The sequence below is a fragment of the Coraliomargarita parva genome, from assembly GCF_027257905.1.
Classification (GTDB): domain Bacteria; phylum Verrucomicrobiota; class Verrucomicrobiia; order Opitutales; family Coraliomargaritaceae; genus Coraliomargarita_A; species Coraliomargarita_A parva.
Genome location: NZ_JAPZEI010000003.1, coordinates 144,245 through 169,041 on the forward strand (window position 1 = coordinate 144,245; position 24,797 = coordinate 169,041).

17 protein-coding genes are annotated in these 24,797 nt (G+C 51.2%); 9 read left to right on the forward strand and 8 right to left on the reverse strand.

Features of this window, described 5'->3' with window-relative positions; translation table 11 throughout:
* Window positions 1-48: 48 nt before the first annotated feature.
* Window positions 49-942, reverse strand: coding sequence for an AraC family transcriptional regulator (locus O2597_RS05095; protein WP_269523119.1), 894 nt, complete (start codon window positions 940-942; stop codon window positions 49-51).
* A gap of 90 nt (window positions 943-1,032) precedes the next feature.
* Between O2597_RS05095 and O2597_RS05100 the strand changes: the two genes are divergently transcribed.
* Genes O2597_RS05100 through O2597_RS05110 form a run of 3 tightly spaced genes read left to right on the forward strand, consistent with a single transcriptional unit; the run spans window position 1,033 to window position 4,209 of the window.
* The gene (locus O2597_RS05100; protein ID WP_269523120.1) at window positions 1,033-2,394 is read left to right on the forward strand and encodes a BNR-4 repeat-containing protein; all 1,362 of its coding nucleotides are present in this window, start codon (window positions 1,033-1,035) and stop codon (window positions 2,392-2,394) included.
* Entirely contained in the window at window positions 2,391-3,392 is a 1,002-nt protein-coding gene (locus tag O2597_RS05105; RefSeq protein WP_269523121.1) for an NAD(P)-dependent oxidoreductase, read from the forward strand. Before O2597_RS05100 ends, O2597_RS05105 begins: the two co-directional genes overlap by 4 nt.
* Window positions 3,376-4,209 (forward strand): sugar phosphate isomerase/epimerase family protein, encoded by an 834-nt coding sequence (locus tag O2597_RS05110; RefSeq protein ID WP_269523122.1) that lies wholly within the window; start codon window positions 3,376-3,378, stop codon window positions 4,207-4,209. Before O2597_RS05105 ends, O2597_RS05110 begins: the two co-directional genes overlap by 17 nt.
* A 15-nt stretch (window positions 4,210-4,224) precedes the next feature.
* Here the strand turns inward: O2597_RS05110 and O2597_RS05115 are convergent, their stop codons facing one another.
* Both O2597_RS05115 and O2597_RS05120 read right to left on the reverse strand, forming a co-directional pair.
* A complete protein-coding gene (locus O2597_RS05115) occupies window positions 4,225-6,297 on the reverse strand; it encodes a glycosyl hydrolase family 28-related protein (RefSeq protein ID WP_269523123.1) in 2,073 nt (690 codons plus the stop codon).
* A gap of 160 nt (window positions 6,298-6,457) precedes the next feature.
* The gene (locus O2597_RS05120; protein WP_269523124.1) at window positions 6,458-7,249 is read right to left on the reverse strand and encodes a helix-turn-helix domain-containing protein; all 792 of its coding nucleotides are present in this window, start codon (window positions 7,247-7,249) and stop codon (window positions 6,458-6,460) included.
* An 83-nt stretch (window positions 7,250-7,332) separates the two neighbouring features.
* On the opposite strand from O2597_RS05120, the gene O2597_RS05125 reads away from it, so the two are divergent.
* The 5 genes from O2597_RS05125 (at window position 7,333) to O2597_RS05145 (ending at window position 13,807) form a co-directional block, all read left to right on the forward strand.
* Window positions 7,333-8,112 (forward strand): hypothetical protein, encoded by a 780-nt coding sequence (locus tag O2597_RS05125; protein ID WP_269523125.1) that lies wholly within the window; start codon window positions 7,333-7,335, stop codon window positions 8,110-8,112.
* 57 nt (window positions 8,113-8,169) lie between these two features.
* Window positions 8,170-10,683, forward strand: a complete 2,514-nt coding sequence (locus tag O2597_RS05130; protein ID WP_269523126.1) for a LamG-like jellyroll fold domain-containing protein — start codon at window positions 8,170-8,172, stop codon at window positions 10,681-10,683.
* Window positions 10,684-10,919: 236 nt separating this feature from the next.
* On the forward strand, window positions 10,920-11,753 hold the full coding sequence (locus O2597_RS05135; protein WP_269523127.1) for a carbohydrate-binding family 9-like protein: 834 nt from the start codon (window positions 10,920-10,922) through the stop codon (window positions 11,751-11,753).
* Between the two features lie 186 nt (window positions 11,754-11,939).
* Window positions 11,940-12,836 carry a polysaccharide deacetylase family protein gene (locus tag O2597_RS05140; RefSeq protein WP_269523128.1) on the forward strand — a complete coding sequence of 299 codons (897 nt, stop codon included), beginning with the start codon at window positions 11,940-11,942 and terminating at the stop codon, window positions 12,834-12,836.
* Window positions 12,836-13,807, forward strand: a complete 972-nt coding sequence (locus O2597_RS05145; RefSeq protein ID WP_269523129.1) for an alpha/beta hydrolase — start codon at window positions 12,836-12,838, stop codon at window positions 13,805-13,807. Before O2597_RS05140 ends, O2597_RS05145 begins: the two co-directional genes overlap by 1 nt.
* Before the next feature lie 248 nt (window positions 13,808-14,055).
* Here O2597_RS05145 and O2597_RS05150 read toward each other — a convergent pair whose 3' ends face one another.
* From O2597_RS05150 to O2597_RS05165, 4 genes are all read right to left on the reverse strand, one after another.
* A complete protein-coding gene (locus O2597_RS05150) occupies window positions 14,056-15,564 on the reverse strand; it encodes a sialate O-acetylesterase (RefSeq protein ID WP_269523130.1) in 1,509 nt (502 codons plus the stop codon).
* 48 nt (window positions 15,565-15,612) lie between these two features.
* Window positions 15,613-17,445, reverse strand: coding sequence for a right-handed parallel beta-helix repeat-containing protein (locus tag O2597_RS05155; RefSeq protein WP_269523131.1), 1,833 nt, complete (start codon window positions 17,443-17,445; stop codon window positions 15,613-15,615).
* Window positions 17,446-17,890: 445 nt separating this feature from the next.
* Window positions 17,891-19,237, reverse strand: a complete 1,347-nt coding sequence (locus tag O2597_RS05160) for an FAD-dependent oxidoreductase (RefSeq protein WP_269523132.1) — start codon at window positions 19,235-19,237, stop codon at window positions 17,891-17,893.
* A gap of 206 nt (window positions 19,238-19,443) precedes the next feature.
* The gene (locus tag O2597_RS05165; protein ID WP_269523133.1) at window positions 19,444-20,229 is read right to left on the reverse strand and encodes a hypothetical protein; all 786 of its coding nucleotides are present in this window, start codon (window positions 20,227-20,229) and stop codon (window positions 19,444-19,446) included.
* A 138-nt stretch (window positions 20,230-20,367) separates the two neighbouring features.
* Here O2597_RS05165 and O2597_RS05170 point away from each other — a divergent pair, with 138 nt between their 5' ends.
* The gene (locus O2597_RS05170) at window positions 20,368-21,150 is read left to right on the forward strand and encodes a helix-turn-helix transcriptional regulator (protein ID WP_269523134.1); all 783 of its coding nucleotides are present in this window, start codon (window positions 20,368-20,370) and stop codon (window positions 21,148-21,150) included.
* Between the two features lie 468 nt (window positions 21,151-21,618).
* Here O2597_RS05170 and O2597_RS05175 read toward each other — a convergent pair whose 3' ends face one another.
* Window positions 21,619-24,777 carry a glycoside hydrolase family 2 TIM barrel-domain containing protein gene (locus tag O2597_RS05175; protein WP_269523135.1) on the reverse strand — a complete coding sequence of 1,053 codons (3,159 nt, stop codon included), beginning with the start codon at window positions 24,775-24,777 and terminating at the stop codon, window positions 21,619-21,621.
* Window positions 24,778-24,797 lie beyond the last annotated feature (20 nt).

Here is a 24,797-nt window from a genome sequence, read left to right on the forward strand (position 1 = left end):
TTGGGCTGAGTCTCTGAGGACTCTCACCGGAGGCTTTTTTTTATACATTTAATGCTGTGTCGTATTTTCCTCCCTGTATTGTCCCGGGCTGATTCCTTCGCGCCGTTTGAACCAGTTGACGAATAAAGAGTCGGAGCGAAACTCCAGCTGATAGGCGATCTCTTTGATGCTCTTACGGGTGTCCATTAACGCGTCCTGTGCCATGTTAAGGCGACGGTTTTCCCAATACTTCCTTATGGTAAAACCGCTGTAATTGAGCATCAAACGGTTCAGATGAACCATGCTTAAGCCTGTTTCCTCCATCAATGTGTCTTCCGGGAGCTTCTGGCTGAGAGGGTGTTTGTTGAGGATGCGAATGGCCTTATACAGGCGCTCGTCCTCAGTGTGATTCTTCACCCATTCGGCTCCTTCACTTTGGACGACCTCTGACCAGAGTCCGAGCCATTCTAGGAAGAGTGATTCGATTCTGAGGTAGCTTCGAAAGTCCAGCTGTTGGGAATGGTAAGTGTTATAGATCGCTGATTTCGGGACTGCGGTGGATACAGTTTTTGCCAGTTTGGTGGCGGATTTCAGTAGCTCAGGGAATTTTTTTGCCTCGAAGACCAGTCCTTGTTGGGTGCGGACCAGATTTTCGCCTGAAGGCCATTGGCATCGGTAGTGAATGGAAATGATGTGCGTATTCTCTTCGAATACATGTTGCGAGGTGCCCTCGGGCAGGAGGATCCATTGGCCTGGGTTCACCCGGATCGTTCTGTCTTCATGGATTAAATTCAAGCAGCCTGTCCGAATGAACCAAGCCCAATTGCCGCTATTTGCATTGCGAGTCACGACTTTGGTGAGGGATCCCGGCGCGTGGTCGTAAGCCCAGATCAGCTCATTGCGTAAACTGGCAAACTCATGGAGGGAAAGGCGTAGATGTTGCGGGGTGAAATTTTCGACCATGGTGAAATGATATAAAAATAAAATGATTTATAAAATATCAAAATTCAATCCGATTGCGCCGTTATCTGCATTTTCTTGAAACTCGAGGACATGAATTGCTCCTCCCTATCAAAACAGCTGACAATTGATGGCTATCGTGGCATCTGGTTCGAGCTCGGGCATCAATATGAACATGGCGACCGCTATTCCGGAGGTTTGGGCACCTATACGGCAAATCACCAACCGATGGCGGTTTACTCTGAAAAATTCGACAAAACCTTTTTCACCTACGGGGGCACACCTTCGGCCGATCAACGCTATTTGTTGATCATGGCCGGTTACTACGATCACAAGACAGGCGAGGTCTCCAAGCCGGTTGTCGTTTGTGATAAGCAGGGGGTGGACGACCCCCATGATAATGCATCCATTCAAATCGATGCCCAAGGTCGTATTTGGGTATTCGTCAGTGGGCGTGGAGTGAAACGTCCGGGATATATTTTCTGTAGTCGAGAGCCGGGTTGTATTGACGTTTTTGAATGCATTTCGGAACAGGAAGTAACTTATCCGGAGGTTTGGTTGATTCCAAACCAGGGGTTCTTTTTGCTTTTTACAAAATATACCGAGGGTTTGAAGGGCCCCGCTCGTGAACTTTTTTGGAAAACGAGCTCTGATGGGTTCACATGGTCGCGGGACCATAAACTGGCTGGCTTTGGTGGACACTATCAAGTCTCAGGCTGTAATGGTGTTAAGCTTGCTACCTTTTTCAATTGGCATCCGGAGAGTGACAATAATGCACGGACGAATATCTACTATTTGGAAAGCAGTGATGGTGGGAGAACCTGGACCAATGCAGCTGGAGCAGTCGCTGCATTGCCCTTGGATCAACCGGAAAATATGGCGTTGGTCGCAGACTATCGTTCTGCCGGGCAATTGGCCTACACTTGTGATTTGAATTTTGATGCCGAAGGCAACCCGATCTTATTGTATGTGCGCAGTCGTGACGGGAACCCCGGTCCGCAGGGCGACCCGCGGGAATGGTGTGTGACGCACTGGGATGGGAAGGCTTGGCAAACATCCGTAATTACGATTTCGACCCACAATTACGACATGGGGAGTCTCTACGTCGAAGGTGATCTCTGGCGCGTGATTGCTCCGACGGATCCGGGCAAGGATCACTACGGGACCGGTGGCGAGATTTCGATCTGGGAGAGTCGTGATCAAGGAGCTCATTGGCTCTGTGTGTGCAAGGTGACCGAAGACAGTGAGATGAATCACGGCTATGTCCGTCGTCCTCTCGGGGCCAAGGATCCCTTCTATGCCTTTTGGGCCGATGGCAATCCACGTGAGTTGAGTTCATCCAGATTGTATTTCTGTGATTCAAGCGGAGAGCTTGTCTTTGAGTTACCGTATGACATGGAAGGCAATACTTGTCAGCCGCAGCGGGTCAGCTTCAATCAGACTCAAGGCGTATGAAGTTGCTGGCTGCCATATCCGAACGTTCCAAAAAGGCATTCTTACAGGGGCGGCCGTTCCCGAATCTGGATGGTTATGAGATTCAGGAAGTCGATGTGACAGGCTTTTCCGGGGAACAATGGCTTCAGTGTTTGCGGGAAGAACAGCCTGACGTCTTGGTCGCTGGCTGGGATACGCCATCAATTCCCAAGGTCATTGCTGAGGACCCGAATGATTCGATCCGTTACGTGTGTTACTTCGCCGGATCGGTGCGTCAATTGGTGCCACGCTCCATGATTGAACGGGGTGTGATCGTCAGTAACTGGGGTTCGCAAATCAGCTATACCATAGCAGAACATGTGATGCTCCTGACATTGGGTGCGCTGCGTCGTGTTGTGGATTGGCCTGATCTCATGATGGGGGATTCTCGTAATGCTAAAGCTAGGCTGAATGCGCAGAGTCTACGGCATCGCCGAGTCGGCATTCACGGGTTTGGTGTGATTGCGCGCGAACTCGTTCCAATGCTGCGAAGTTTTCAAGTGGCATCGATTACTGCGTATTCCGAAGGGGTGCCTTCGTCACTGTTTGAGGTTAACGGGGTTCAAGAAGCCCAGAGTTTGAAATCGCTTTTTGCCGGAGCCGATGTGCTCATCGAATTGGAGGCCTTGCGGGAAAGCTCGGAACTGAGTGTGAACGAGGCCATATTACGCGAACTGCCGGAGGGGGCTGTCTTTGTCAATGTGGGCCGGGGGCGGGTCGTTGATGAGGCTGCCTTGACCCGGGTGGCCATGGAAAAATCTCTGCGTGTGGGATTGGATGTCTATTTTGAAGAACCTCTCTCAAAGGACTCGCCTCTGCATCAAGTGTCGGGGATCGTGCTCTCCCCGCATATCGGAGGGCCGACCACGGATGCTTACCGGTATTGCGCCGACTTTGCTTTTGAAAATTTAAAGCGCTACTTAGTTGGCGAACCCGTTCAGGCCGCAATAACTTTGGAAATTTATGACAGAAGCACCTGAGACATTCAGACCTTTCAAACTTTGCTTTTCCAGCATGGGTTGGCCGGAAGCGAACTGGGCCGAACTCTCAACTCTGGCTCGTCAGTTTGACTTTGGTGCAATTGAATTGCGCACGCTTGGAGGCGAATTGGATATTCACTCGGCGATGATTCAGGCATTCGGCAGTCCGGAATCGATGCGTGCCCAGTGCGATGCATCGGGTGTGGGTGTCGTTGGCCTCAATAGCTCCTGGTTTTTACTCGCTGATAACGAAGCGGGCTGGCAAGACGTGCAAAAGTTGGCGCACTGGGCTGAGCGAGCAAACATTCCCTACATTCGTGTCTTTGACGGAAAACCAGATGGGCAGGAAGATGGCGTTGCTTTGATTCTGAAGGCCTTGGAAAAATGGGAGGCTTGGAAGTGCGCTGCAGGTATTCACACTGAACTGCTGATCGAGACCCACGATTATTTGGCGGATTGGCGGAAAACAGGGGAGCTCGCTGAGCGTTTTCCTGGGAAGATTAACATCCTCTGGGATGTCTGCCATTCTTGGCGCTTGACCGGGCGTTCGCCTTTGGACGATTGGGCATACTTCAAACCATTTACCCGGCACATCCATATCAAGGATGCTCTTCTGGATGCATCGAGCAAAAATGGAGTTCAGTATGTGTTACCGGGGGAGGGGGCTTTACCGATCGTGCCTTTGTTGGAGAAACTGACGACTGATTCCTTTGACGGTGTCGTCAGTCTGGAGTGGGAGAAGCAGTGGCATCCTGATTTGCCCTCCCTGAAAGAGGCCCTCGAATCCGGGGGTGTTCACGGATGGTGGCCAAGCTAGGCTGCTTGAGCCCATTTATTCTTCGGCGCCCACGATCGAAGCCGGGATGAAATACTGGCCTTTCCGTCCGTGGCGCTTGGGAGCTTTCGAGACGTCATAGGTCCATGTCTTGTTTCCCTTGGTCACTTCCAGAAGCTTAAAGAAACCAAACTCGTCTTTGCGGCTAGGGCCGTTGGTGCAGGCGAAAATAGTCGCTTGGGAGTTTTCAATCAGGAAAGTCGCATCCGGCGAGTAGCCGTCACGCAGATACTTGGCTTGCGTGTATTGATTCGAGACGCCACCGAGCACTTCGACGCGGGAGCCGTCGTAGGCTGCGACCGAGCTGCGGTGCTTTTCCGTTTTATATCCGAATAACCAGAAGTCTGTATTGACGACTGGGAACTGCGGAGTGAGCCCATTTTCAGTATTGATAAAACGTGCCCAGACTTTCTGGTCGCGGATGCTGCCTTTGTCTTTCCCAACATTACAAATATTAGTGAGGAATAGCTCAGCCCCCGCGGCTTCATTTTTATTCTCATACATGCTGTGCTGGCCTCGTGTCATGCGAATCGCGACGGGCCGCATGGCTTCATGGCTGATGATGGGCCGGGCGCCCCAGACTTGAATGTTCTCGAAGATTACGGGTTTCTCTGATGCTTCCGAAACCTTGAATAGTGTCTGGTCCTTAGCCGAAATCTTGGAGAAGAGACCGTTCACGACTTTGACGGAGGCCGGCACGTCAATGGTCCCTGTTATCAAGTAGCTGCCCGTTTTGGAGAAGATCACATAGGGCTTGCCGCTGTTCATCGCGGCTTGGACGGCTTCGGAGTAATCGAAGGGGTCATCTGCGGCCTCGGTGCCTTCGATGTAATCTTCAACCACAGCCCAATCCTCTAAATTCTCAGGATAGGAAACCGGCGGCTCGTCTTTAACCGGGAGATTGAGTGCGTGTAACAGTGCGTCTTTCACATAGGGATAGGCATGAGCGCTTGGATAGGCAAATGCTTCCACGTAGCCTTCCTTGACTTGGCGGTTGCCGTAGGCAGAGATGCTGGTGGCGTATCCGCTCGTGCGAATATCCCGAACATAGAGCGAGCCCATTTCTGCAGATATGGCCGGGCCGCTGACGCCTGAGCTGGCCGCAGAAAAGTCACTGTCCATAGCAAAGACCTGACCGCCTTTGCCCACGATCTCAATTGCAGGGCCGCCGCAGTTTTCAACCCGTATGCGACGTAGCGAGGTCGAGCTGTCTTCGACACTGATGGCGGCTTTGCTCTGACCAATCAGGCTAATATATTCGAAGGAGTTGTGGCTAACGTGGTAGGGCGTCATGAGGATCCCGTTCTCGAAGCCATCGATGGTAATGTCAGAATGGTATCCCATGGTCGGCGGTGCTATCACCGCGATCCCGGCATAGCCTGCACCATCATCGGAGTGAATCGTCAGGTTGCGGAGTGTGGACATGTTTGCACCGACATGATAAATCCCTACTGCTCCAGGATTCTCTGAGCCCGTGTTGATCGTGATGTTTTCAACGAGGTTGTTTGTTTCGACATTATTGAACTCTAGCTTGCCGAAGGAAATGACCGGCTTGTGTGAGCCTGCTTCAAAGCCTTCCGAAGCATCCTTGAGTCGGATGATGGTGCCTTCGCGACTCTCGCCGATGAAGTGAACCAGATTGATCCCTTCAAGGAGATCACCACTGCTAGGCCGACGCCAGATAATCGGCTCGCCTGAATAAATGATGGTATCGGAAACGAGGTATTCCCCGTCGGGTAGGTAGATGATGTAGGATTTGTCAGGTATGGGCGTGTTTTTTAAACCTTTACCATACTCATTTTCGTAGCGGACGTCTTTAGCTATTACGTCGTAGGCCTTCACCAGTGCTTGGGTGTCGTCAGTGACGCCATCGCCCTTGGCATTAAACGGAGCTCGGGTGACATCAATAATCGGGCCACCATTTTCATAAAGGGCACTTTCGGGAAATACCGCTCGGGTCCCGGGGTGCCGGTCTCCAGATGTAAGGTCTACTGCTGACGTGCTATTAAGGGCACTGACAAAGAACAGTGAGAGGCATAGCAGGCGACTGAGAGGGGTGATTTTTGGCATAGTTCGGTAGTTAATGAAATGCATTGCATTTAACAAGTAGAATCGACAGTTTATCGCTTGAATCTATGGATAGAGGCCCCATCCAATGGCTGGTCAGTGATTTAAGAAAACTTTGCCCCTCCGTTTAGGGCTCAGGCTAATTTTCTGGCACCATTGCAGTTTAAGTGGCGTCGAACATTGTTTTATCGTAGGTAGACATGATTTTTGTCAGCCGGTCTGCTAATTCGATGCATAACTCGATGAGTCGTTTCTTTTGCCGGTCGGATGCGTGATCGTTTCCGATGTAACCCACGACGGCCGCCAGTAATTCTCCATCGGCTGACCAGACCGGGGCGGCCAAGCGGAACCATCCGTAATCAAGAGCCTTTGGTAGAGCCAGTCCGGTGGTGCGGATTTCCTTGAGGAAACGGTTTAACTCCCGCTTTGATTTCCATGTCAGCGTGTTGCCTGATTCTATTTGCCGGTCAAACGGGTGCTTTTCAAAGAAACGTTTTACTTGCTCCGATCGCGCATACGCGAGGAAGAGCAGGGAACTCGCCTTGCTGTAAGGGTCCACCTGATATTCGCGGCGCGCAATCACTTTTCCATACTGTTTCGGCAAGACCGCCAGCCGTTGATAGGTGTCCGTGTCTTCCCACTGAAGCAGCGCAAAGGCAGCTTCGGGTAAGCGGCGCTGCGCCCTGAGTAATTCCTTGCCGGCTGAGGTTAGAAGGTGACGGGCATCGTCGATGCTTTTGAGTTCGTAGACCGCGTGACCCAATTCGAAATGGAGTGGAGGGCCCGTGCGTTTGAGGAAATGTTCCGACTCCAGCGTGCGGATGAGTTTATAGGCAGTGATCGACTTGAGTCCGGCTTCTTTCGCAATTTCAGCCACGCTTCTCCCTCCGCTTCGTCCCGCCACTATATAGAGGATTTTAAAGGCTCTTTCGAGTGACTGCACCTTTTCAATCATTTACCAATAGTAAATCGAAACTGCATCACATCTCTAGTATAAAATTGTATGTATCACTGATTTCTTCGCATAATAGGCACTCTATGAATATTCAATTGCTTACCCCTACCAAACCTACCCTCTTCGTCATTCTGGCGTCTTTGGCCGCTGGAGCCTCGCTTCATGGAGGCGTCATCTACTCTGAAACATTCGATAGCAGTGGCACTAATTCGAGTAGCGCCACTATCGGATGGGAGGCTTATGCGACAACGTCGGCGACTGATTTGACGAATGTTGCCCCGAATGCAGGAGATCGTATTGGTATCTCCAGTCTTACAGGAAATCCCTCCAGCGATGGATTTGGCTACTACTTCGCATCGAATGCATCAACCGGAACCCAGGATATGATCTGGGCTGGATTCGAGGATGGTCTGTCCCTGTCAAACGTAGACACCATCACTTGGATGATGGGGAATTCGAACACCACGGCTTCTGTCCAGTTGCTTGTGCAGGTGGGAGGCAGCTGGTATGTATCTGCCGAGGTTTTTTCCAACAGCAGCGCCTATACGTCCGCTAGCAACTTTAGTTCGGCAGATGCGTCGGCTGTGGCCCAACAATTCACCTATTCCACGGACGCGGCCTTATGGCTTGATTTCACCCTGACTCCCGACAGCACGATGTCGATCGGTTCGGTAGCTTCCTCCGATTTGGCTTCGTCTCCGATCACTGGCATCGGATTCTACTTCGATTCAAATAACACCGCCAATACGACGATCCGGCTCGATACACTTCAGGTTACGAATATTCCCGAGCCGGCGACTTTCGCTTTTCTCTGTGGTAGTGTCGCCCTGTTGACCATGCTGGCTCGCCGCCGCCGGAAATAGGACAGGTAGTTTTTTGCCTTAATGTTGCCTGTCGAAGGCCTACTGAAATTCGTTTGGATGAGATACGCCGCCTTTCGTTTCAGAGGCTGCTGGCAGTTCATCGTGCTTTCGTTCGTATTGATTGCGGGAACTCTGCTGCAAGCCGGGGCCGAGGATTTTGCCAACTCGACGAATACCAACCAGCCGCTGTCCAGCGTTGACTGGTCGGCCTATCATGGAGCGGAAGCGGAAGATTATAGCGACCAGACTCCGGCGAGCGGAGACCGGATTGGCATCGCCAGTGTCACCGGCCCGGACGGCAGTGGTGGTTACTTTTTTTCCGTTGCGGACGAAACTGCCTGGGCGGCCATCCATAGCTTTGACGCCCAGGATGTCGCTGCGGTCTCATGGAAAATGGGCAACTCGCTGCCTTCGGTATCCGTGCGACTATTGGTTCGGCAAAATAATGTCTGGTATGCCAGAGAGCAGGTGTATTCGACTGCGGCATTTGCGGGGATTTCCGACTTTCAGAGCGCACCGGAAACCATCTCGGTTGAGCTGGATGTGGAGGCCGCGAATTGGCAGATTCTTGATTTGGACCCGGGGATTTCGCTCGGCCTGACGGGGCAGTCGCCGGAAGAAGATTTGACTGATCTGACGATCGACGGGATCGGCTTTTATATCGAGCATGACGATCCTGGCACGGTTTGCCGTATCGATGAGCTTCGCTTGCTGGGGGAGGTGCCACCCGAGATGCCAGAGCCTACGGAAATCGTAAAAAGTATGCCCGGTCTGGTTGCTTTCTGGACATTCGGAGAAGCCGAGGGAGATGTGCGTGTGTCCGAGGTCGGTGACTATATTTTGACAGATGGTGGGAGCACTGCCGTTTCCCGTGTGGGTGAAGGTCCTTTTTCCGGTTATTCGGCTTCCTTCAATGGTAGCTCCACTTATCTGAGCCTACCTAATGCTTCAGTTGGCGCACTCGATATCGCGGGCGACGATGCCGAGCTCACTGTGGTTTCCTGGGTAAAGTGGACTACGACGGGCAATGCCGGTTTTGTTTCCGGTATTTGGCAGGAGGATAACAACGATCCCCGCCGCCAATATGGTTTGTTCATCAATCTCCCGGCGTATGGTGGTTACAGGAATGTTTGCGGACACGTATCACAGTATGGCGGTCCTTCGCCCAAGGTCTTATCGAGCGGGTATTTGCCTTACAGTCGGGACTATTCCGCGAATCTCACTGAAGTGTTGGGCGGTCAATGGGCGACTGCGGCTTTCACCTACGACGGTGAATATGCACGTTCCTATCTCAATGCCAAATTCGAAGCCCGGCCCGAATATACGGAACCGGGACCCAGTATTGGTGAGGGGATCACCTATGCGAAGAACCCGTATTATTTCCCGGATGGTTTGGGATCTAATGGCGGTGACTTTACGGTGGGGGCGGTGCGTCTGACACATGGAATGTCAAACTGGTATAAAGGTCAGATTGGTGGAGTTGCCGTTTTCGACCGGGCCTTGTCGCCCTATGAACTGTTCATCTTGCATGCCGTTTCTGTGCCGTTCGGTGAGCCTGTCATCCGTTTCTCCTTTCGTAACGCCAGCGGCTCCGACCGAAGTGTTTCGACCCGTAGCTGGTGTGCTTTCGAAGATGCGGTGACCGACGCAAGCGAAACGATTTCAAATGGATGGTTGCTCGGTTCCGGCGTCGGGACGGGGACAGAGGGGGCCGGTTATCTGGCCAAAACGTCGGCCGGCAAGCAAGGCTTCGCTTGGACGGATGCCGTGCCTGCGATACCCGTCACCTTGATCGAGCGTATCGAGTTTACTCTGAATAACAGTCTCGCGGCAGACAGCGTATATTTGGCACTTAAAATAGATGATACCTGGCATATTTACTCACAGCCATTTTCAATGTCGATTGACGGCGCCATTTCGAGTGACTGGAGCAGCGCTGAATTGGAGAATTTGATCATGAATCGTGATGCCAAAGAATGGCGGGAAATGATTTTTGATGCATCCGGATTACTGGAACAGGCACAGGAAGATCCACGCGCCATACCGTCAGGCCTCCTCCAGGGAATCGGCTTTTTTCAAACTCAAAACGCTGGTGTTATCAGAGTCGATGATCTCGAAGTTTTTATCAATAAAAGAAGCTTGGTTAGCGCATCATACGCGACTTGGAAGCAATGGAACCAACATTTGAACCCTGATTTTTCAAATTCGAGTGCAGAACCCGAAATGGACTATGATTTTGACGGATTCTCCAACATCCTGGAGTATGCCTTTGCTCGTTCGCCCATAGAAAACGAGGGAGGATCGCTTTTCAGTTACGATGTTAGCTGGTCTGGTGGGAGTCCCACGATTCAAATAACAGCCAACCGGCGAAAGCACGCTTTAGTCGACCTGTGGCTACAGACGTCTTCAACGTTAAACCTTTGGGAAATCATGTCTTTGCCGGAACCAACTGTGCTGAACCAGTGGGAAATCGAGGATGATGACATTGAACAAATCCTCTGGGAGTTTTCATTATCAGACACTCAGACTGAGGCGTTTTTTAGATTTTCTATTGCTGAGCCACTAAACTGACGATGAAAGGTGCCGATATTTGCTGAAAAGCTTATTCGGTAGTGAAAGGCTTGGTAATCACTAATGGCCTCAAGGGGTGGGACGATATTCCGGTAGTGGGGAAGGGGGGAAGGATTCTAATGATTGCAGGTTTGCAAATGAAATGCATTGTATTATGCAGGTTGTATTTTCGAGGTAATGCTCGAATCAATGGATAGAGGCCCCATACCGACTACTTCGTTCCCACAAAATCAAAAATGATTTATCGAAATTTTCTTCCCCTATTACTGATCTGCTTTGGAGTATTCTCCAATGTGGGCTGTCAAAACTTGTTTCGTTCGACCTATGGCACAGTCAGTCGGGAGGAGGTTCCGGTTCTTGAAGTTCCTCAAGCTAAGTTGCTTCCCGATGTGGACGCATCCACTAATGATCCAGTATGGCAACAAGCGGTTGTCGTTCCGGAATTACCGATGGTTGCTTCCAAATACACAAAGGACTTAGCAACTTCTGCGACAGAACTTAGACTTCTCTGGGCTCCGGAGGCATTATTTATCCGTTTTGTCTGTGAGGATGATGTTCTGGTGGTCCCGTATATGGGACGCGACAATAAGCACCAGAATGGTGATATTGTGGAAGTATTATTTGATCCGGCCCGTCAGCAGCGTGAGTGGTTCGAAGTCCAAGTGACCCCGCTAAATCAGATCTTGGATCTAAGCTACCAAGTCACGGGGGACGCGAAATGGTATGCCGATGGTGTGATGTCCGATGAATCCATCCAGCTTCAACGTAAAGTGAATCTGGGCTGGGATTGTGATGGGTTGCGCACTTCAGCCCATATTCAGGACGATGCCACTTGGGTGGTGGAAATGGCGATCCCCGCTAGCGTGCTTTATGAAGCTGATGACTATAATGGACAGCTGCAGCCTGGGCTGGTTTTACATGCAAATTTTATCCGCTACGAACGGTGGGGGCGACCGATAGCCGGTAAAAAGGCACGCGGGTATATGGTGCCGATGCAATGGGCGCCCACCGTCTATGGTAAACCGAACTTGAGTCCCCACCTGATGGGGGAGCTTCATCTAGTAGAATAAATAGTTATGCTATCGTTTCTCCCTAAGTCCCTCGTGTCTTGTTTCGTGAACAAGTGCAAAAATGATTACGTAATCAGACGTAGTGTGCGAGCTCGCTCGCGCCCGATGCTTGCTGTGTGCGTCGATGGCCTGAGCAAGCTCAGACGCTACGGCCAAATGAGAAGATATCCATTCAACAAGTCACTAATGTCTATTGGTATGCTTATGTCGGGAATGCTGAGTCTACTTTACGCGGATCCGATCGAGCTTTCTATCTGCAAGTTCAAGGACAACAAAGCGGCTGCGGTCAGTTTGACGTTTGATGACGGCATCCTGGATCAATACACGATTGCCCGTCCCTTACTGAATGAACATCAAATGCCGGCGACCTTCTTCGTGGTGACCAATGCTGCAAATACAGCACTGGAGCGCCGGTCAGATCCTTCGCTGGCTCAGAAAATGAGTTGGGAGCAGATTGCTCAACTATCCGATGAAGGCCATGAAATCGGCAATCACAGCCTTTCACATAAGATCAAGCTAGTCGGGCAGAACGAAGCCGTCCTGAACACAGAGGTGACTGAAGCTGCCGCGATGATCGAAGAGCAAGTCGGTATACGTCCGGTGAGTTTTGCTTTTCCTTGGAATGCCTATGATGAGCAGTCCTTGGGCTATGTGATGGCGTCTCACTTGAATGCACGGACTCAGCAGTATGGAATTGGCCGGAACTTCCGAATCCATCATGCCGAAGCGTGGGTTGAACGGCTCACTCAAAAGCGAGCCTGGGGTGTGGCTATGCTCCATGCAATTATACCGGATTATCATGGATATGATCCGTTGCCCAATGGGGAGGCAGATTTTGCTGCCTTATTGGACTTGTTGCAGTCGCATCGCGAAGATCTATGGATTGCAACATTCGGCGAAGTGAGCATGTATACGCAGCTCAGAAATGCTTCCGAGTTGCACTGGCTTGAAGATGGGCACCGCTTTATTATCCGAACCGAACTCGATACTTCGGTCTACAACATCCCCCTGACGGTTCGAGTCACGGAGGGGGAAGACTGGAAACTAATCACTGTTTATCCCAACCAAGTAATCGATCTATAATGAAGTCTTTGTTCTTAATCTTTTTCCTCGCGAGTTTGGCGTTGAACCCAGTAGTCGGCAGTGAAGCTGAGACGGCATCGGAACGCAACGAGCGCATCCTGAAAAGCTTCCATGCGAAGACGGATGTCGTCTATAAACAGGTTGGAGAGAAATCCTTAAAAATGATTCTTTTTCTCCCGGATCGGGAGGTGGAGGGGCCGATGCCAGTCATGCTCTATACGCACGGCGGTGGCTGGGGAGGTGGTAGCAAATACAAGATTTTCGGTCCGGTCTTTCTTTCATCGCTTCGGCAGATACTGGATCAGGGGATTGCCTGCGCCGCCATCGATTATCGTCTGACGCGCAAAGGACAGTCGAACGCGATTGATTGTGTTGTGGATTGCAAGGATGCGGCGCGCTTTTTGATAAAGCATGCCGATACCTATAATTTGGATACAAACCGGATGGGGGTCTGGGGCGGTTCTGCTGGCGGGCATTTAGCTTTGATGACTGGGCTTGCTGCAAACGATCTCTTTCCAGGGGATTCGGATTTAATCAGTTATGATCCGAAATTTCGTTGTATCCTCGCATACTATCCCGCGACGACCTTTCTAAATCCGGAGCTACTCGTCGGGAGTAACTTCGAGAATCCGGGGCGTATGGTTCCGATGATTGGCGGATTGGCCAAAGATTTTCCGGAACGCGCCAAGCTGCTGAGTCCCACGGAGCACTTGAGAGCAGATTCGCCACCGACTTTACTTTTACATGGCGACGAAGATCAGATCCTTCCGATCGGTTTATCACAGTATTATATGGAATGTGCCGAAGCGATTGGCGCCGATGCGGAGCTGATCACCGTGCACCAAGCGCGGCATGGTTTTTCAGGTGCGAATCGATCTCCCAGTATGGAAGCGATCAACCGAATGGCCGCGGATTATATTTTAAGGCACCTCAAACCAGACTCTATTTTTGGAACCGTTAATGGACGTTAATGAACGTTAATTAGGGGGATTGTTATTTGGATTTGCCCCTTCGGTTGACAGTTCTTGTGCCCGGAAGTCCGAAGCACCTGAAAGATGCTGTCAATGTGGTTGATTTTTCACGCTTATTAATAAGCAAATTTATCCACACATAAAAAATTAACGTTCATTCACGTCCATTAACGGTTCAGCTCATCTTTTTTTGAGTCAATCCGAACTAAGCCGAGACTGCTTAGCTCGGATTGTGCCGTCTATTTTACCTAGTCATCCGTGCGGAACGGTGTCAGCAGGAGCGAATTACGATCGCGGACGTTGGCATCCGGATTCTGTGCCCAGGCATAGCGGACGGCGACAGGGGCTTTGATCGAATCGCTCCACACTTCGATGCTGTCCTTGCCTGTGACTTTTGCATCTGCCCAGACGAAGTTCATGTCCTCGCCTGCGATGGCAAAACCTTTGACCTCCTTGGAATCATAAGCGTGTAGTCCCTTGTCGACATGGTCGAAAGTGAGAAGCGCTTTGGAGCCTTGGATTTCCATCGACTTGAAACGGGGACTTTCACAGGGGATCTCATTGAAACCATAATCTTTTGCCAGGGCTAGGCGGGCCAGACGGTGTGCAACAGTTTGTTTATCCTCAGGGTGAATGGTATAAACTTCGCCCGCGTCCAAGGTGACCGCTTGTCCAACATTCGGGAGTTTATCGAGCGTCATGGTTTGCGCTTCACGTAGACGTGCCCAGCTATCGTTACCTGGTTCCTTTGGTTGAAAACGGAAACTGGTTAGCTGTACCCAGTAAAAAGGAAAATCACCTTGGTCCCAGTCTTCACGCATCATCTCGATCATGGTCGGGAAAAGTGTATGGTAGGCTTCCGCATTGCGTGCATTGGACTCACCCTGATACCAGATCGCGCCTTTGATGCCGTATCCAATCGCGCCATAGAGCATGCCGTTGTAGATGTTGGCCGGGCGGTATTGATTATAACGCGGATCCTTTGGTGGTTCCGGACGCTGACCGGATTTTGTTTGTTTCCATTCTTCCATGTTTGTCCGGTATTCGGCGACGCGCTTTGCATGCTCCTCGTCGGTATACTCAGCTGCTCGCTTCTCTTTGGTGGCTATGTATTCATCTGAGACACCGGTTGCTTCAAGTGTTTCACGATCAATCCAGGACTCGATTGCTGAGCTACCCCATGAGATGTCGACTAAGCCGATTGGCACATTGGTGGCTTTGTGAATGTCGCGTCCGAAGAAGTAACCCACGCCCGAAAAGGCTTTCGCGGACCTAGGGGTGCATGCTTGCCAGGTTTCTTTGAAATAGATCTGTGGCTCTTGTCTGCCTTGGACGGGGAAGGTCAATAAGCGGATCTCCGGATAGTTGGCAGTGGCAATTTCAAGCGGCGCATTCTTGCTATACATGACCGGCCACTGCATGTTGGATTGGCCGGCGCAAATCCAGATGTCGCCCATGAGAACGTCATTGAAGGTGAGGGTATTCTTTCCTTTGACTTTGAGGAGGTAGGGGCCGCCTGCAGGCATCGGTGTGAGCAATACTTTCCAAGCGCCCTGGGCGTCTGCTTGTGTCTGATGGCGCTGCTCGCCAATCTCCACGATCACTTCTTCACCCGGATCTGCGGTGCCCCAAATCGGGGTCTGCATGTCTCTCTGCAAGACCATTCGATGGCCAAAGATGCTGGGCATTTTAATCTCGGCATGGGAGGTGGCAATTGCGCCAAGGACGGCAATCAGGATCAGTGCTTTAGACTTCATAGTAAATTAAATCGCTTGTTGCTGGACTGGGGCAGGGCGGTGATCGATTTAGTCGATTCGGATGCTTTGCAGATCGACGTCTTCATCGGTTTCCAGCCAGTTCTCCTTGTCGGTTTCGAAAGTGTTTTTTGAGATCTCGATGTCGCGCGCCTTCTCCAGCACGACAAGCGGGCCGCCTTTCGACTCGGGGTGCGGCTTGCCAAATACATTGTTGCGAATGACGACGTCGCTCGCGTTGCTGAAGGAAAGGATCGGTCCGACCACGCCGCGACCGGGGATTGGGTTAGGGCGGCCATACTTGGTGAAGGTATTGCCCTCAACCAGAATGTCGCTGGAGGCTGCGGGGTAATCGTGGCTAAGTTTTTTACCCCCGTGGGCGATGATGTTATTCCAATAGATGTCATCGAAGTGATTGTTGAGAATCTTGAGATGACTACCGGATGATGATTCGCCCCACCAGAAGTCCGGGCCGATGACGATGCCTGGTCCACGGAAACCTTTGAAGGTATTGCCTTCGATCACCGAGTTATCGCCATGCATCATGATACCCCGTCCCCGGATGTTGATGAAATCGTTTCCGATGAGGGTAGAATTCTGGCCGGAAGTGGCGATGCTGGTGAGCTGGTTGGCTTGCTTATATGGCGTGCCGTCGTCGACTGTGCTGGTTGTTTCCACGGGCTCATTGAGGGTGATACGCACGGCAATCTTTCCTTTCCACTTCTCATTGCCGACCGCCTTGACCGTGCTGGTTGCGATGACCGAGCCATATACAGTGTCGGTCAGTGTCACCGTGTCGCCGATTTTGTAAGTATTGTGAGCTTGGATAATCAATGTATGAGGATCCGCTTGTTCGTAGACGGCTTGGTAGGCGCCGCCGATGTTGACGCCGTCATCGCCGCTGGCTTCGAAGCGTGAGTTATGAAGATGAATGCCGCCTCGGTTGAACTTGGCATGAAGGGCATCGGCATTGGATGCCAGTAGGCGTGTGGTTCCGGGTTTTGGGATGACCCTACAGTGGTCGATGGTCGTGCCTTCTTTGGAATGGCGAACTTTGAAGGCCGCAGCGGGGGCGCTGTAGAGGTCGACGGAGACCGCGCTGCAGTTGGTCGACTCTTCGAAAATGAAGGCGTCGTTGTTGCTACGACCGACGATGGCAACCCGGTAGCCGACAAACTTATCCTGAACCGGATTTCTGGAATGATAACGAAAGGTATGGCCTCCAAGATGAGTCATTCTGGCTTCGACTCCTTTTGAGGCCCAGGCGGGATACTGGTCAAAAAAGAGTGTGTTCAGTTCGGTGCTGTTGGGCTTAAAGAGATAGGCGCGTGTTTTTCTCCAAGTCTCAGTGACAATATGCTCATCGAGCGGGGAGGGGAAGCCAGGGTCGATTTCGACATCAAAGCTGCGTTTGTCAGGATCGGCCGCGATGATCGTTCCCTGAGTGTGTGGAAGCGGGTCGTAGTCGACACTGAGCTGTTCGATGCGCACATTCTCGCAGCGTCTCAAGACGATTCCGCTGGCTTTAGTGTCGGTCATGATCAACTCGGTTTCAGGTCCAACACCGGATAACGTCAGATTGGACAAACCATCGAGTATGACATGTCCACGATGCGGTGGCACGTCGGCTGAAGAGAACAGGTAGCGGCCGGCATCCAATTTGAGTATGATCTGCGCCGGTGCGAGTTCACTGACTGCTTGGAGCGCGGCGTTGAGGGCCTGAGTGTCGTCCTTTGGGTCGTTCGGGATGCCACCAAACTCGCTCAGATGCATGACTTTCTCAGGAGTGATCGCCCCGGCTGTTTTCGGTGGTTCATTTGCCAGAATGACCTGGGTGGAGAGGACTGTCAGAACTGTGCCTTGTAGCAAGCGATGGAGGGGCATGATGGGATTTCTATATTTTTCAGGATAATCGTAGCGAGGGGGCTTAAGTTATATGCAACGCATTACATTTCAAGGGATTAATTTATGTATTAGCCGCATCGTATACGTCACGAGTGTGGCTAGGTCTGTCTCGGAAACATTGAAGACCAACGATACCTGTATGAACTCTAGAATCGTCTCTTTCATCTCTAAGACTCTGTTTACAGCAGCCTTAGCCCTGACTGCGCATGCCGGAATCAAAGGCGATGTGACGGACTTCATGGGGGGCGGAAACTTCATCAACGGGATGGAAGGTCGGCATGTGGACGAGTGTTTGAAGGTGCTCTCTCAAACCCGCTACTCAATGATCCGGCTCAATGTTTATCCCGGTAAATATTTGACGCAACATGGGCAATCCGATGGGAAACCTACACCGGAAAGAATAGATACATCCCTGACCAGGCTCCTAGAGCATGATAGATCCGCCATCGCTTAAAGTTGAGCGGAGTTGATCGACATCAATGTCGCAGGCCTTACGGTTTTCTTTGAGTGCGATGAATGCGGCGACGCCGGCAGCTTCGCCGGTTTGGTTCATGTTGACCATGACGCGGATGGCTCCATGCGCTTGCTCGTCGGCATCGATGAAGCGTCCTGCGGCAAGTACGTTCCCGTATGGTCCGCGTGGGACCAGACTGCGGTAGGGGATCTGATAGTAAGTCGGGTCGGTTGTTTGTTCGGGACGCCAGCGTCCATGTTGTGGTGGATGGCCAGGACGCATGTAAATCTCACGTCCGTCCAGATAGCGGAATATCAGCCCTGGCTTATCATCGTGGTGGATATCGACACGATAAGATCCATATGCGATGGCGTCCGGGAATTTTCGGCCATTAAGAAGGTCTTCTCCTGTCAAATGATAATGGCTGCGTATGTGTCTTGTCTCGCGGATACCGATACGCGCAGGGAGTGCCTGTAGTGTGATCGGATGCTCCGGTGCGTATTTTCTTAGCAAATCCTGAATCGCACGAATCTGCCGACGACCTTCTATTTCCGCTTGAGTGAATCCTTCCGCAGTTGAGCAATCGTCATAGACACGCGTGCCAGCAAACATGAAGAGGTCGGATCCGGGGACTGTGCAACCCCAGGAGAAGCCTTCTGGCAGATTGTATTCGTGGCCATGCTTCAGGATGAGTTCTTGCCATTCGGACTTATCCCATTGGCTGATGCCGTCAAAGAGAGCACATGTGGTGGATGGCTGGCGATGGCAACTGAGGTAAGTGTCGATACCAAGTCGCTGGCACAGGTCTCCATCGCCGGTCGCGTCGATAAAAAAGCGGGCTTTGATGGCGCTTCGGCCGGATTTATTCTCCACTAGAATCGCAGTGAGTTCACCGTCTTCAATATGTGGTGCGACACAGACGGTGTGGAGCAATGGAGTGATCTTATGTTCGTCCACGAGTTCATCCAACTCGATTTGCATCTCACTGGAATTGAAGACCCAGGCAGCATTGGGATCGTTTTCGCGAACCGTGACTGCGTCACGTCGTTGCAGGCGTTCGATTAATTCCGTTGATAGGCCGGCGAAAATCTGTTTTTCGAAGCATTCATCAAGCGGACTATGCCAGATGTTGACCATGGAGAGGGTTGCTACGCCGCCAAAGCTCCCCATGCGCTCAATCAAGGCGACGGAGAGTCCCAGGCGCGCCGCTCGGACTGCGGCAAACACTCCAGTGCAGGAACCGCCAAGCACGCAGAGGTCGTATTCGCCATATACAGGGGTGCTGCGCGCTGCTTCGAGTATGCTATTCTCGTACATAAAAATGCTTATTCAGATACATTTAGGTATGCCAGGCCTTGACTGGATTCTTGCCAGTTTGACCAGCCAAACTGTGACGATGGATCCATCGTTACAGTTAATGGAAAGGCGATGTGTTCATTAACCAGAGCACATTTCCTTTGAGAGCTGACTCTATCCTGAAAGAGTGCCAAAGCCCTCTTTTATCTATTGGGTAAGCGGGCTGCTCAATTATCGAGCTTTTGAGTGCGTCTGTATCCCAAAAGAAGTACTGCAATGGCCGAAAAGATCAGTGTATACTGAGCAGGTTCAGGAACCGCGACGATTTCGAGTGATGTGAGTACACCGATGTAACTGGGGGAATCCGATAATATAGAGAAGACATCATTCGTTCCATCGATTGTGAATGTGCCAGTCAGATAGTTATCCACTTCTGACCAATTTGAGAGGCCGCTTCTCGTATTGATAATTGTCCCGATGCTACTGCCCGAGAAATCCGTCATGGCATCGGTCGAGGTACCTGCATAAAGATCGAAATCCCGTTGCGTGTTTGAATCCGAATCGCCCCGGAAAGTTGTTACATAGAACCGATACTCTCCTTGATCCAAGCCGGAAACCGCTACGGCAATGCCGAGTTGCGTGCCTGTATCCCGTACCGCATTACTTGAGCCCAAGCCTGTATCAAACAGTGTGATGAACGTGTCGTAAGCAGAATTAAATGTGTAGTCGGAGGATTTTGTTGCATTGGAATAATTGACAGTCGTGCTGCCATTGCTTGCGGATGTTCCGAAATCCAGTGCGATGTCAGTGGCCAGACCGTTTTCATCAACGATGCCAGAGGCGGTATCACTTGCTACCGTGTTCCAGTAGGTTCCAGTCAAATCGCCTGTAGAGTGACCGGGAGCGTTTGTGCCGTTGTAGCTCGTTGCTCCGAAGTTCAGCAGAATATTTTCTGCCGAGAGGCTGGAGCAGGCGAGTAATATGCAGATGGAGTGCTTGGGATGGAGTTTCATTGGAATAAGGACTTTTTCGGGTGAATTGTTATCATAATAAATGGGCACTTTGGCGTCTACGTTGGGTTTGGTAATTTATATGGACAAAACAGAGTATTTGGGATGGATTGAACTTCTATGAACTCATCCGTTGAGTCTTTGCTCGGGCAGATCCTGCTGAGCCGGCTTAAGTTTCTCGAGGTGAATCACTCCGTGTTTCCTCAATCCCGTTTTACCCAATCCCAAGTGGTTCCTTCGAGTCGTATCATCGCTTTTATCCGGGGTAGAGTATGCTACGAAGTTGAGAATAGTGATCCGATCATTGCGGTTCCGGGAACAGTTTTATTTGTGCCTCAATGGACCTGGCGAAAATGGAAGGTTATTGGAGGAAAGCCAGCCGAGCTAACATGGGCCGTGTTCAATGTGGGCGAGGGCTTGCTGAGTTCGGTGAATGCCGTCGTCAGTCAACCCGAATGCTTTGATTTGCTTAAGGCTGCGCTACTTCGAATGTATGACCTCTGGCAGGCTTCCGAGGAGGAGCAACTGATTTTGGAAGGCGAGATGAAGGCGATCTTAGCCCGGTTTTTTCTGTCGGCTCCGACCGACGCCTTAACTTCCATAACATCCAGTCGGCACCCAGAGGTGAACTATGCCGTCGGTTGGCTGCAGGATCATTACGCTGTGCCCTCTGCGTTATTTGAACTTCAGGAGCAGCTTACACTCAACCCTGATTACTTTAGGAATTTGTTTCGCCGTCAGATGCACTTTAGTCCGAACCAGTATCTTACGATGCTGCGTATGCGGGCAGCTAGATATTTCCTCAGCAAGCGGGAGATGAGTATTAAAGAAGTTGCCGAGAGCACAGGCTATCCGGATGCACTTTACTTTAGTCGAACCTATCGAAAATTCTGGAAACGGGCTCCATCAGAAGACCGAGGCTAAGACTACCAAAGGCCTGCGCCCGCTGGTATCACTTCGGCGTTTTGAGTCTGTAGCATCGTATCGTGTGCGATCTTCCGTAACGAGATCGCTTGTTCGTCGGTAAAATCTTTGGGGCGATAAGTGATGTCACGGGCATCTTCTTCGAAAAAGAACTCAATCGAAAGGAATGATAAACGTCTGAAGAACCCAGTGATATTATTCCGAAATAGCCGACGCCGTCTTTCAACTGGGCAAGGTTTTCCTGAACGGAGAACTCTTCCCAGCGTTCGGGGTAATCTTTAAAAGATCAGTCGGGAATGGCGCTAACTTAAGGTGGATTGACGTAGTCGTGTTGCTTTAGCCGCACGGCCGAGCGGACTTGCGGAACCCGTTGCACATGCGGGCGACCGGCTGAAGCAAGTCGCCTACGATCACTCCGATTCCTTAAGCTAGCGCCATTCAGATCAGTCGGTTTGATATATTGAGTCGCTACAGCTTGATGCACTCGATGCCGAAGATGATGGCTTGGTTGACGTGGATCGTTGGGAAGTGCAGCGTCAGTGTAGCAGATGTGATTTCGATATCATACTCGCGGACGAGTGCTCGGTGATGTCCGCCTGATGCTTTATGGATGTCGAGCTTTGCATCGACAATGGTATCGTTGATGGCGACATCGAACAAGCGGAGTTGCTCTGCGTCCTTGAAACCTCCTACGCCGAACCAAGGTTCAGCGTAGTGGCAGCGAATGCGGAACTTCCCTGGTCCTGTCTTGAAATGGTATTTCAGGCAGTGTCTTCCGTAGCGGTATGTTCGATACAATTGCTGAAGAGTCGTGCCGCGAACGGGTGTCATTGTAAAGCCTTTGCTCGCCAGGTCATCTTCAACATTATCAAAGCGATTTCCCCAACTGATCCACCCAAAGTCTGATGAGTCGGTCCAAGCTGTGTCTGGTGACCACGTGGCTCCGCAATCGTCGATGTATGCCTGATCGGAACCGCAGTTTACACGATACAAAACGGTTCCCTCAGCCGATACATCTTTGGTTTCGCCGATCCATTTCGTCACGCTTTCATCTTCGGGTAAGTGATCGAGTCGGATGATGTCTTCTGTCACCTTTTGGCCGTTTTGGTAACCGATGGCGTGAAGAATATTTGTTTCTGGAAGCACGTTTTCCCAAATATAGTGATACCCAAAACCCGGATGTGTTTTCTTGCCGTAAGAAACGCGTTCGACGCCGTTGAACAGTTCGACTTCTTCGCAATTGCTATAAACGCGGACTTTCCTTGGTTGCGGATTTATCCAGCGGTTTGGCCAAGTGTGCGAGACGATATATACCATGGGGTCTGAGGCTTGTCCCAGAGTATAATGTGAACGAAACATGTAATACAGATCCGATGGTTGGTGCCATGCGGTAACCAAGCCTTTGTTGTTTACGGATCCGATCTTACTGTTGTCCGGGCCTTCGCAGTTGTCGGGAGCGCGCCCCGGGTTTGGGAACGTGTTGAATATCCAATGGAAATGGCCGATGGCATCATTTCGGGCTTCGTCGCCGAGGCGTAACTTGATTTCCATTGCCGCACAGGCCCAACTCTCGCTGCGGTCATTTTCATCGCCATTGTATTCAGTTTCTGTGTGGACACCAAAGGTGCGCCAGGCGCCGTATTCGCCAACCATTTGAATGGCCTGTAAATCATAGTCGTGGCAATTGCGTCCATAGGTTCCGCTCCAATCCTGCGGCACATTCCAATCAGAGCCTTTGCCGCCGTTGCAAGTCGTCGTGATGCGCCACTGCGGGCATGTCGGGTCGAGCTCAATAATGATGTCGCGTATTTCTTCGGCGAATTCCTTGGGCAAGGGGGACTCGTTTTGTATTCCCCACATGATAATGCAAGGGTGGTTGCGCCGCTCTTTGACCCATTCGCGAACCAGCTGTTTGTAGTTTTCCCGGAAGCGATCATTATCAAACCAGACGCAAGAGCCCATCTGTGTCCAGCACACGATCCCCGCTTGGTCCCAGTGGTCATAATAGCGCAAGTTGTGCGGGTGGTGGGCGTCGCGGAAGGCATTGAATCCGGCAGCTTTCATCATCGTAACATCTGCTGCAATCTGTTCTTCGGTGAATGCGTGATCGCAGCCGAGCATGGTTTCATACTCACAAGTTCCGCGCATGAACAGTGGCTGTCCATTGACTTTGAATACGCGCTCACGGTCGCTCTGTGTCTCGGCTGCTTTTTCTGGCAGTGCTTCGTAGACTGGGCGGGTGAGGTTCAGTGGAGTGCTGGTATCCCATGGTTGATCGCGCATGCCAAAGAGTGTCACGCTGCGCTCAGATAATTCGCCAGACTGTGTTCGGATTTCCACTACAAGCTTATGAAGGTAAGGGTCTTTTTTCGACCACATGTGCGGATGGATAATGGTCGGCACTTGCCATCTCAAGTTGGACTGCGGCGCTGTGACATGCATTTCCTTCCGGTATTGATGGAAAAAAATCGTGCCCATCTCGTTTTGTATTTCACAGAGGATTTGCACCGGTTCGTCACTCTCTAATGCTGCTTGTAGTGTTAAATCTACGACGAGGTTTGCTGCGGTGTTGGTGGTGTCTGCTGTTTGTTGTATGCTGACCCCCATGGGTGCGAGGCAAATGGCCCCATCTTTCGCAGGCACGGCGATCTCGGTTAGCCCGTTGTTCTCAAGTGTGAGGGGTTCGACTCCCCATGAAATCGGTGTGCCGCGACGATCTACGGATACCCCCAAGTAATCTGCATCGGGGGCTTCGATGTGTGGCCATTCAATCCAACGAATGCCGAAAGTTGTATCCGTTATGTGTGACACATTGCCGTTTACAAGCACCTCGGTGTGCATTGTGTAAAGGTGTGGATTCTCCGGTGACCAAAGTTGGGGATTTTCCAATACGGGGAAACTGCTCGAAACGGTTTCCTCTATTTGACCTGTCAATTGAACCGTTTTCTCGCTTTTAGCGACTTCAAGCTTATTGCTATCGAGGACGGATTGTCGAATGATTGCATCTCCACTGAGCTGGGTTGGATTTGACAGTGTATTGACCGTCAAGATTTCCGCTACCAGTTCACTTGCTTTTGGCGTTTGAACATGGACGCCGAAGGGCTCGATTCTGACTGGGCCAGTTGACTCTAGCCACGCTGGGCGAAAGATGCCCATCGGCTGGGAGCCCTCGGTATTGGGGGCACCCCAGCAACCGCCGCAAACGAAGGGCAGGTCGTCAATCATTTCCCTGTGATCTGCTTTAACGAGCAATTCGTTAACGCCTTCGACCAAATGATCTGTCAAATCGACAGTAAATGTCGTTCTGCCACCAGCGTGATAGCCTGCTTCCTGCTTGTTAATGTAGACCGTTGCGTAACTGCCCACGCCTTCAAAGAATGCGTAAAGACGCTCTTGCGCGCATTTGTTGTATTGAAAATGCGTTTTATACCAAGCGATGCCGTGCAGGTTCCCATGGCAGACTTCATGGTAGCCATGATAGTCATCCCAGTTATGAGGAACGTTGACGCTCTTCCATGCGGCAGCATTGTCCAGTGCAATTGGGTCGGGTGCTTCGGATAAGACCGTTGACCACTGTACCAGTGGAGTGTGGCAGGAAGGCTTTGGGCTAAGTGAGACAGGTGTCATGATCAAAGGATACGCTACGT

What these genes read in the sequence shown, in the direction of transcription:
- O2597_RS05150 (WP_269523130.1), bottom strand. Translation starts at nt 15,564, where the DNA reads ATGAAGTCTAAAGCACTGATCCTGATTGCCGTCCTTGGCGCAATTGCC.
- O2597_RS05115 (WP_269523123.1), bottom strand. Translation starts at nt 6,297, where the DNA reads ATGCCAAAAATCACCCCTCTCAGTCGCCTGCTATGCCTCTCACTGTTC.
- O2597_RS05095 (WP_269523119.1), bottom strand. Translation starts at nt 942, where the DNA reads ATGGTCGAAAATTTCACCCCGCAACATCTACGCCTTTCCCTCCATGAG.
- O2597_RS05155 (WP_269523131.1), bottom strand. Translation starts at nt 17,445, where the DNA reads ATGCCCCTCCATCGCTTGCTACAAGGCACAGTTCTGACAGTCCTCTCC.
- O2597_RS05110 (WP_269523122.1), top strand. Translation starts at nt 3,376, where the DNA reads ATGACAGAAGCACCTGAGACATTCAGACCTTTCAAACTTTGCTTTTCC.
- O2597_RS05175 (WP_269523135.1), bottom strand. Translation starts at nt 24,777, where the DNA reads ATGACACCTGTCTCACTTAGCCCAAAGCCTTCCTGCCACACTCCACTG.
- O2597_RS05145 (WP_269523129.1), top strand. Translation starts at nt 12,836, where the DNA reads ATGAAGTCTTTGTTCTTAATCTTTTTCCTCGCGAGTTTGGCGTTGAAC.
- O2597_RS05135 (WP_269523127.1), top strand. Translation starts at nt 10,920, where the DNA reads ATGATTTATCGAAATTTTCTTCCCCTATTACTGATCTGCTTTGGAGTA.
- O2597_RS05125 (WP_269523125.1), top strand. Translation starts at nt 7,333, where the DNA reads ATGAATATTCAATTGCTTACCCCTACCAAACCTACCCTCTTCGTCATT.
- O2597_RS05105 (WP_269523121.1), top strand. Translation starts at nt 2,391, where the DNA reads ATGAAGTTGCTGGCTGCCATATCCGAACGTTCCAAAAAGGCATTCTTA.
- O2597_RS05160 (WP_269523132.1), bottom strand. Translation starts at nt 19,237, where the DNA reads ATGTACGAGAATAGCATACTCGAAGCAGCGCGCAGCACCCCTGTATAT.
- O2597_RS05165 (WP_269523133.1), bottom strand. Translation starts at nt 20,229, where the DNA reads ATGAAACTCCATCCCAAGCACTCCATCTGCATATTACTCGCCTGCTCC.
- O2597_RS05120 (WP_269523124.1), bottom strand. Translation starts at nt 7,249, where the DNA reads ATGATTGAAAAGGTGCAGTCACTCGAAAGAGCCTTTAAAATCCTCTAT.
- O2597_RS05100 (WP_269523120.1), top strand. Translation starts at nt 1,033, where the DNA reads ATGAATTGCTCCTCCCTATCAAAACAGCTGACAATTGATGGCTATCGT.
- O2597_RS05140 (WP_269523128.1), top strand. Translation starts at nt 11,940, where the DNA reads ATGTCTATTGGTATGCTTATGTCGGGAATGCTGAGTCTACTTTACGCG.
- O2597_RS05130 (WP_269523126.1), top strand. Translation starts at nt 8,170, where the DNA reads ATGAGATACGCCGCCTTTCGTTTCAGAGGCTGCTGGCAGTTCATCGTG.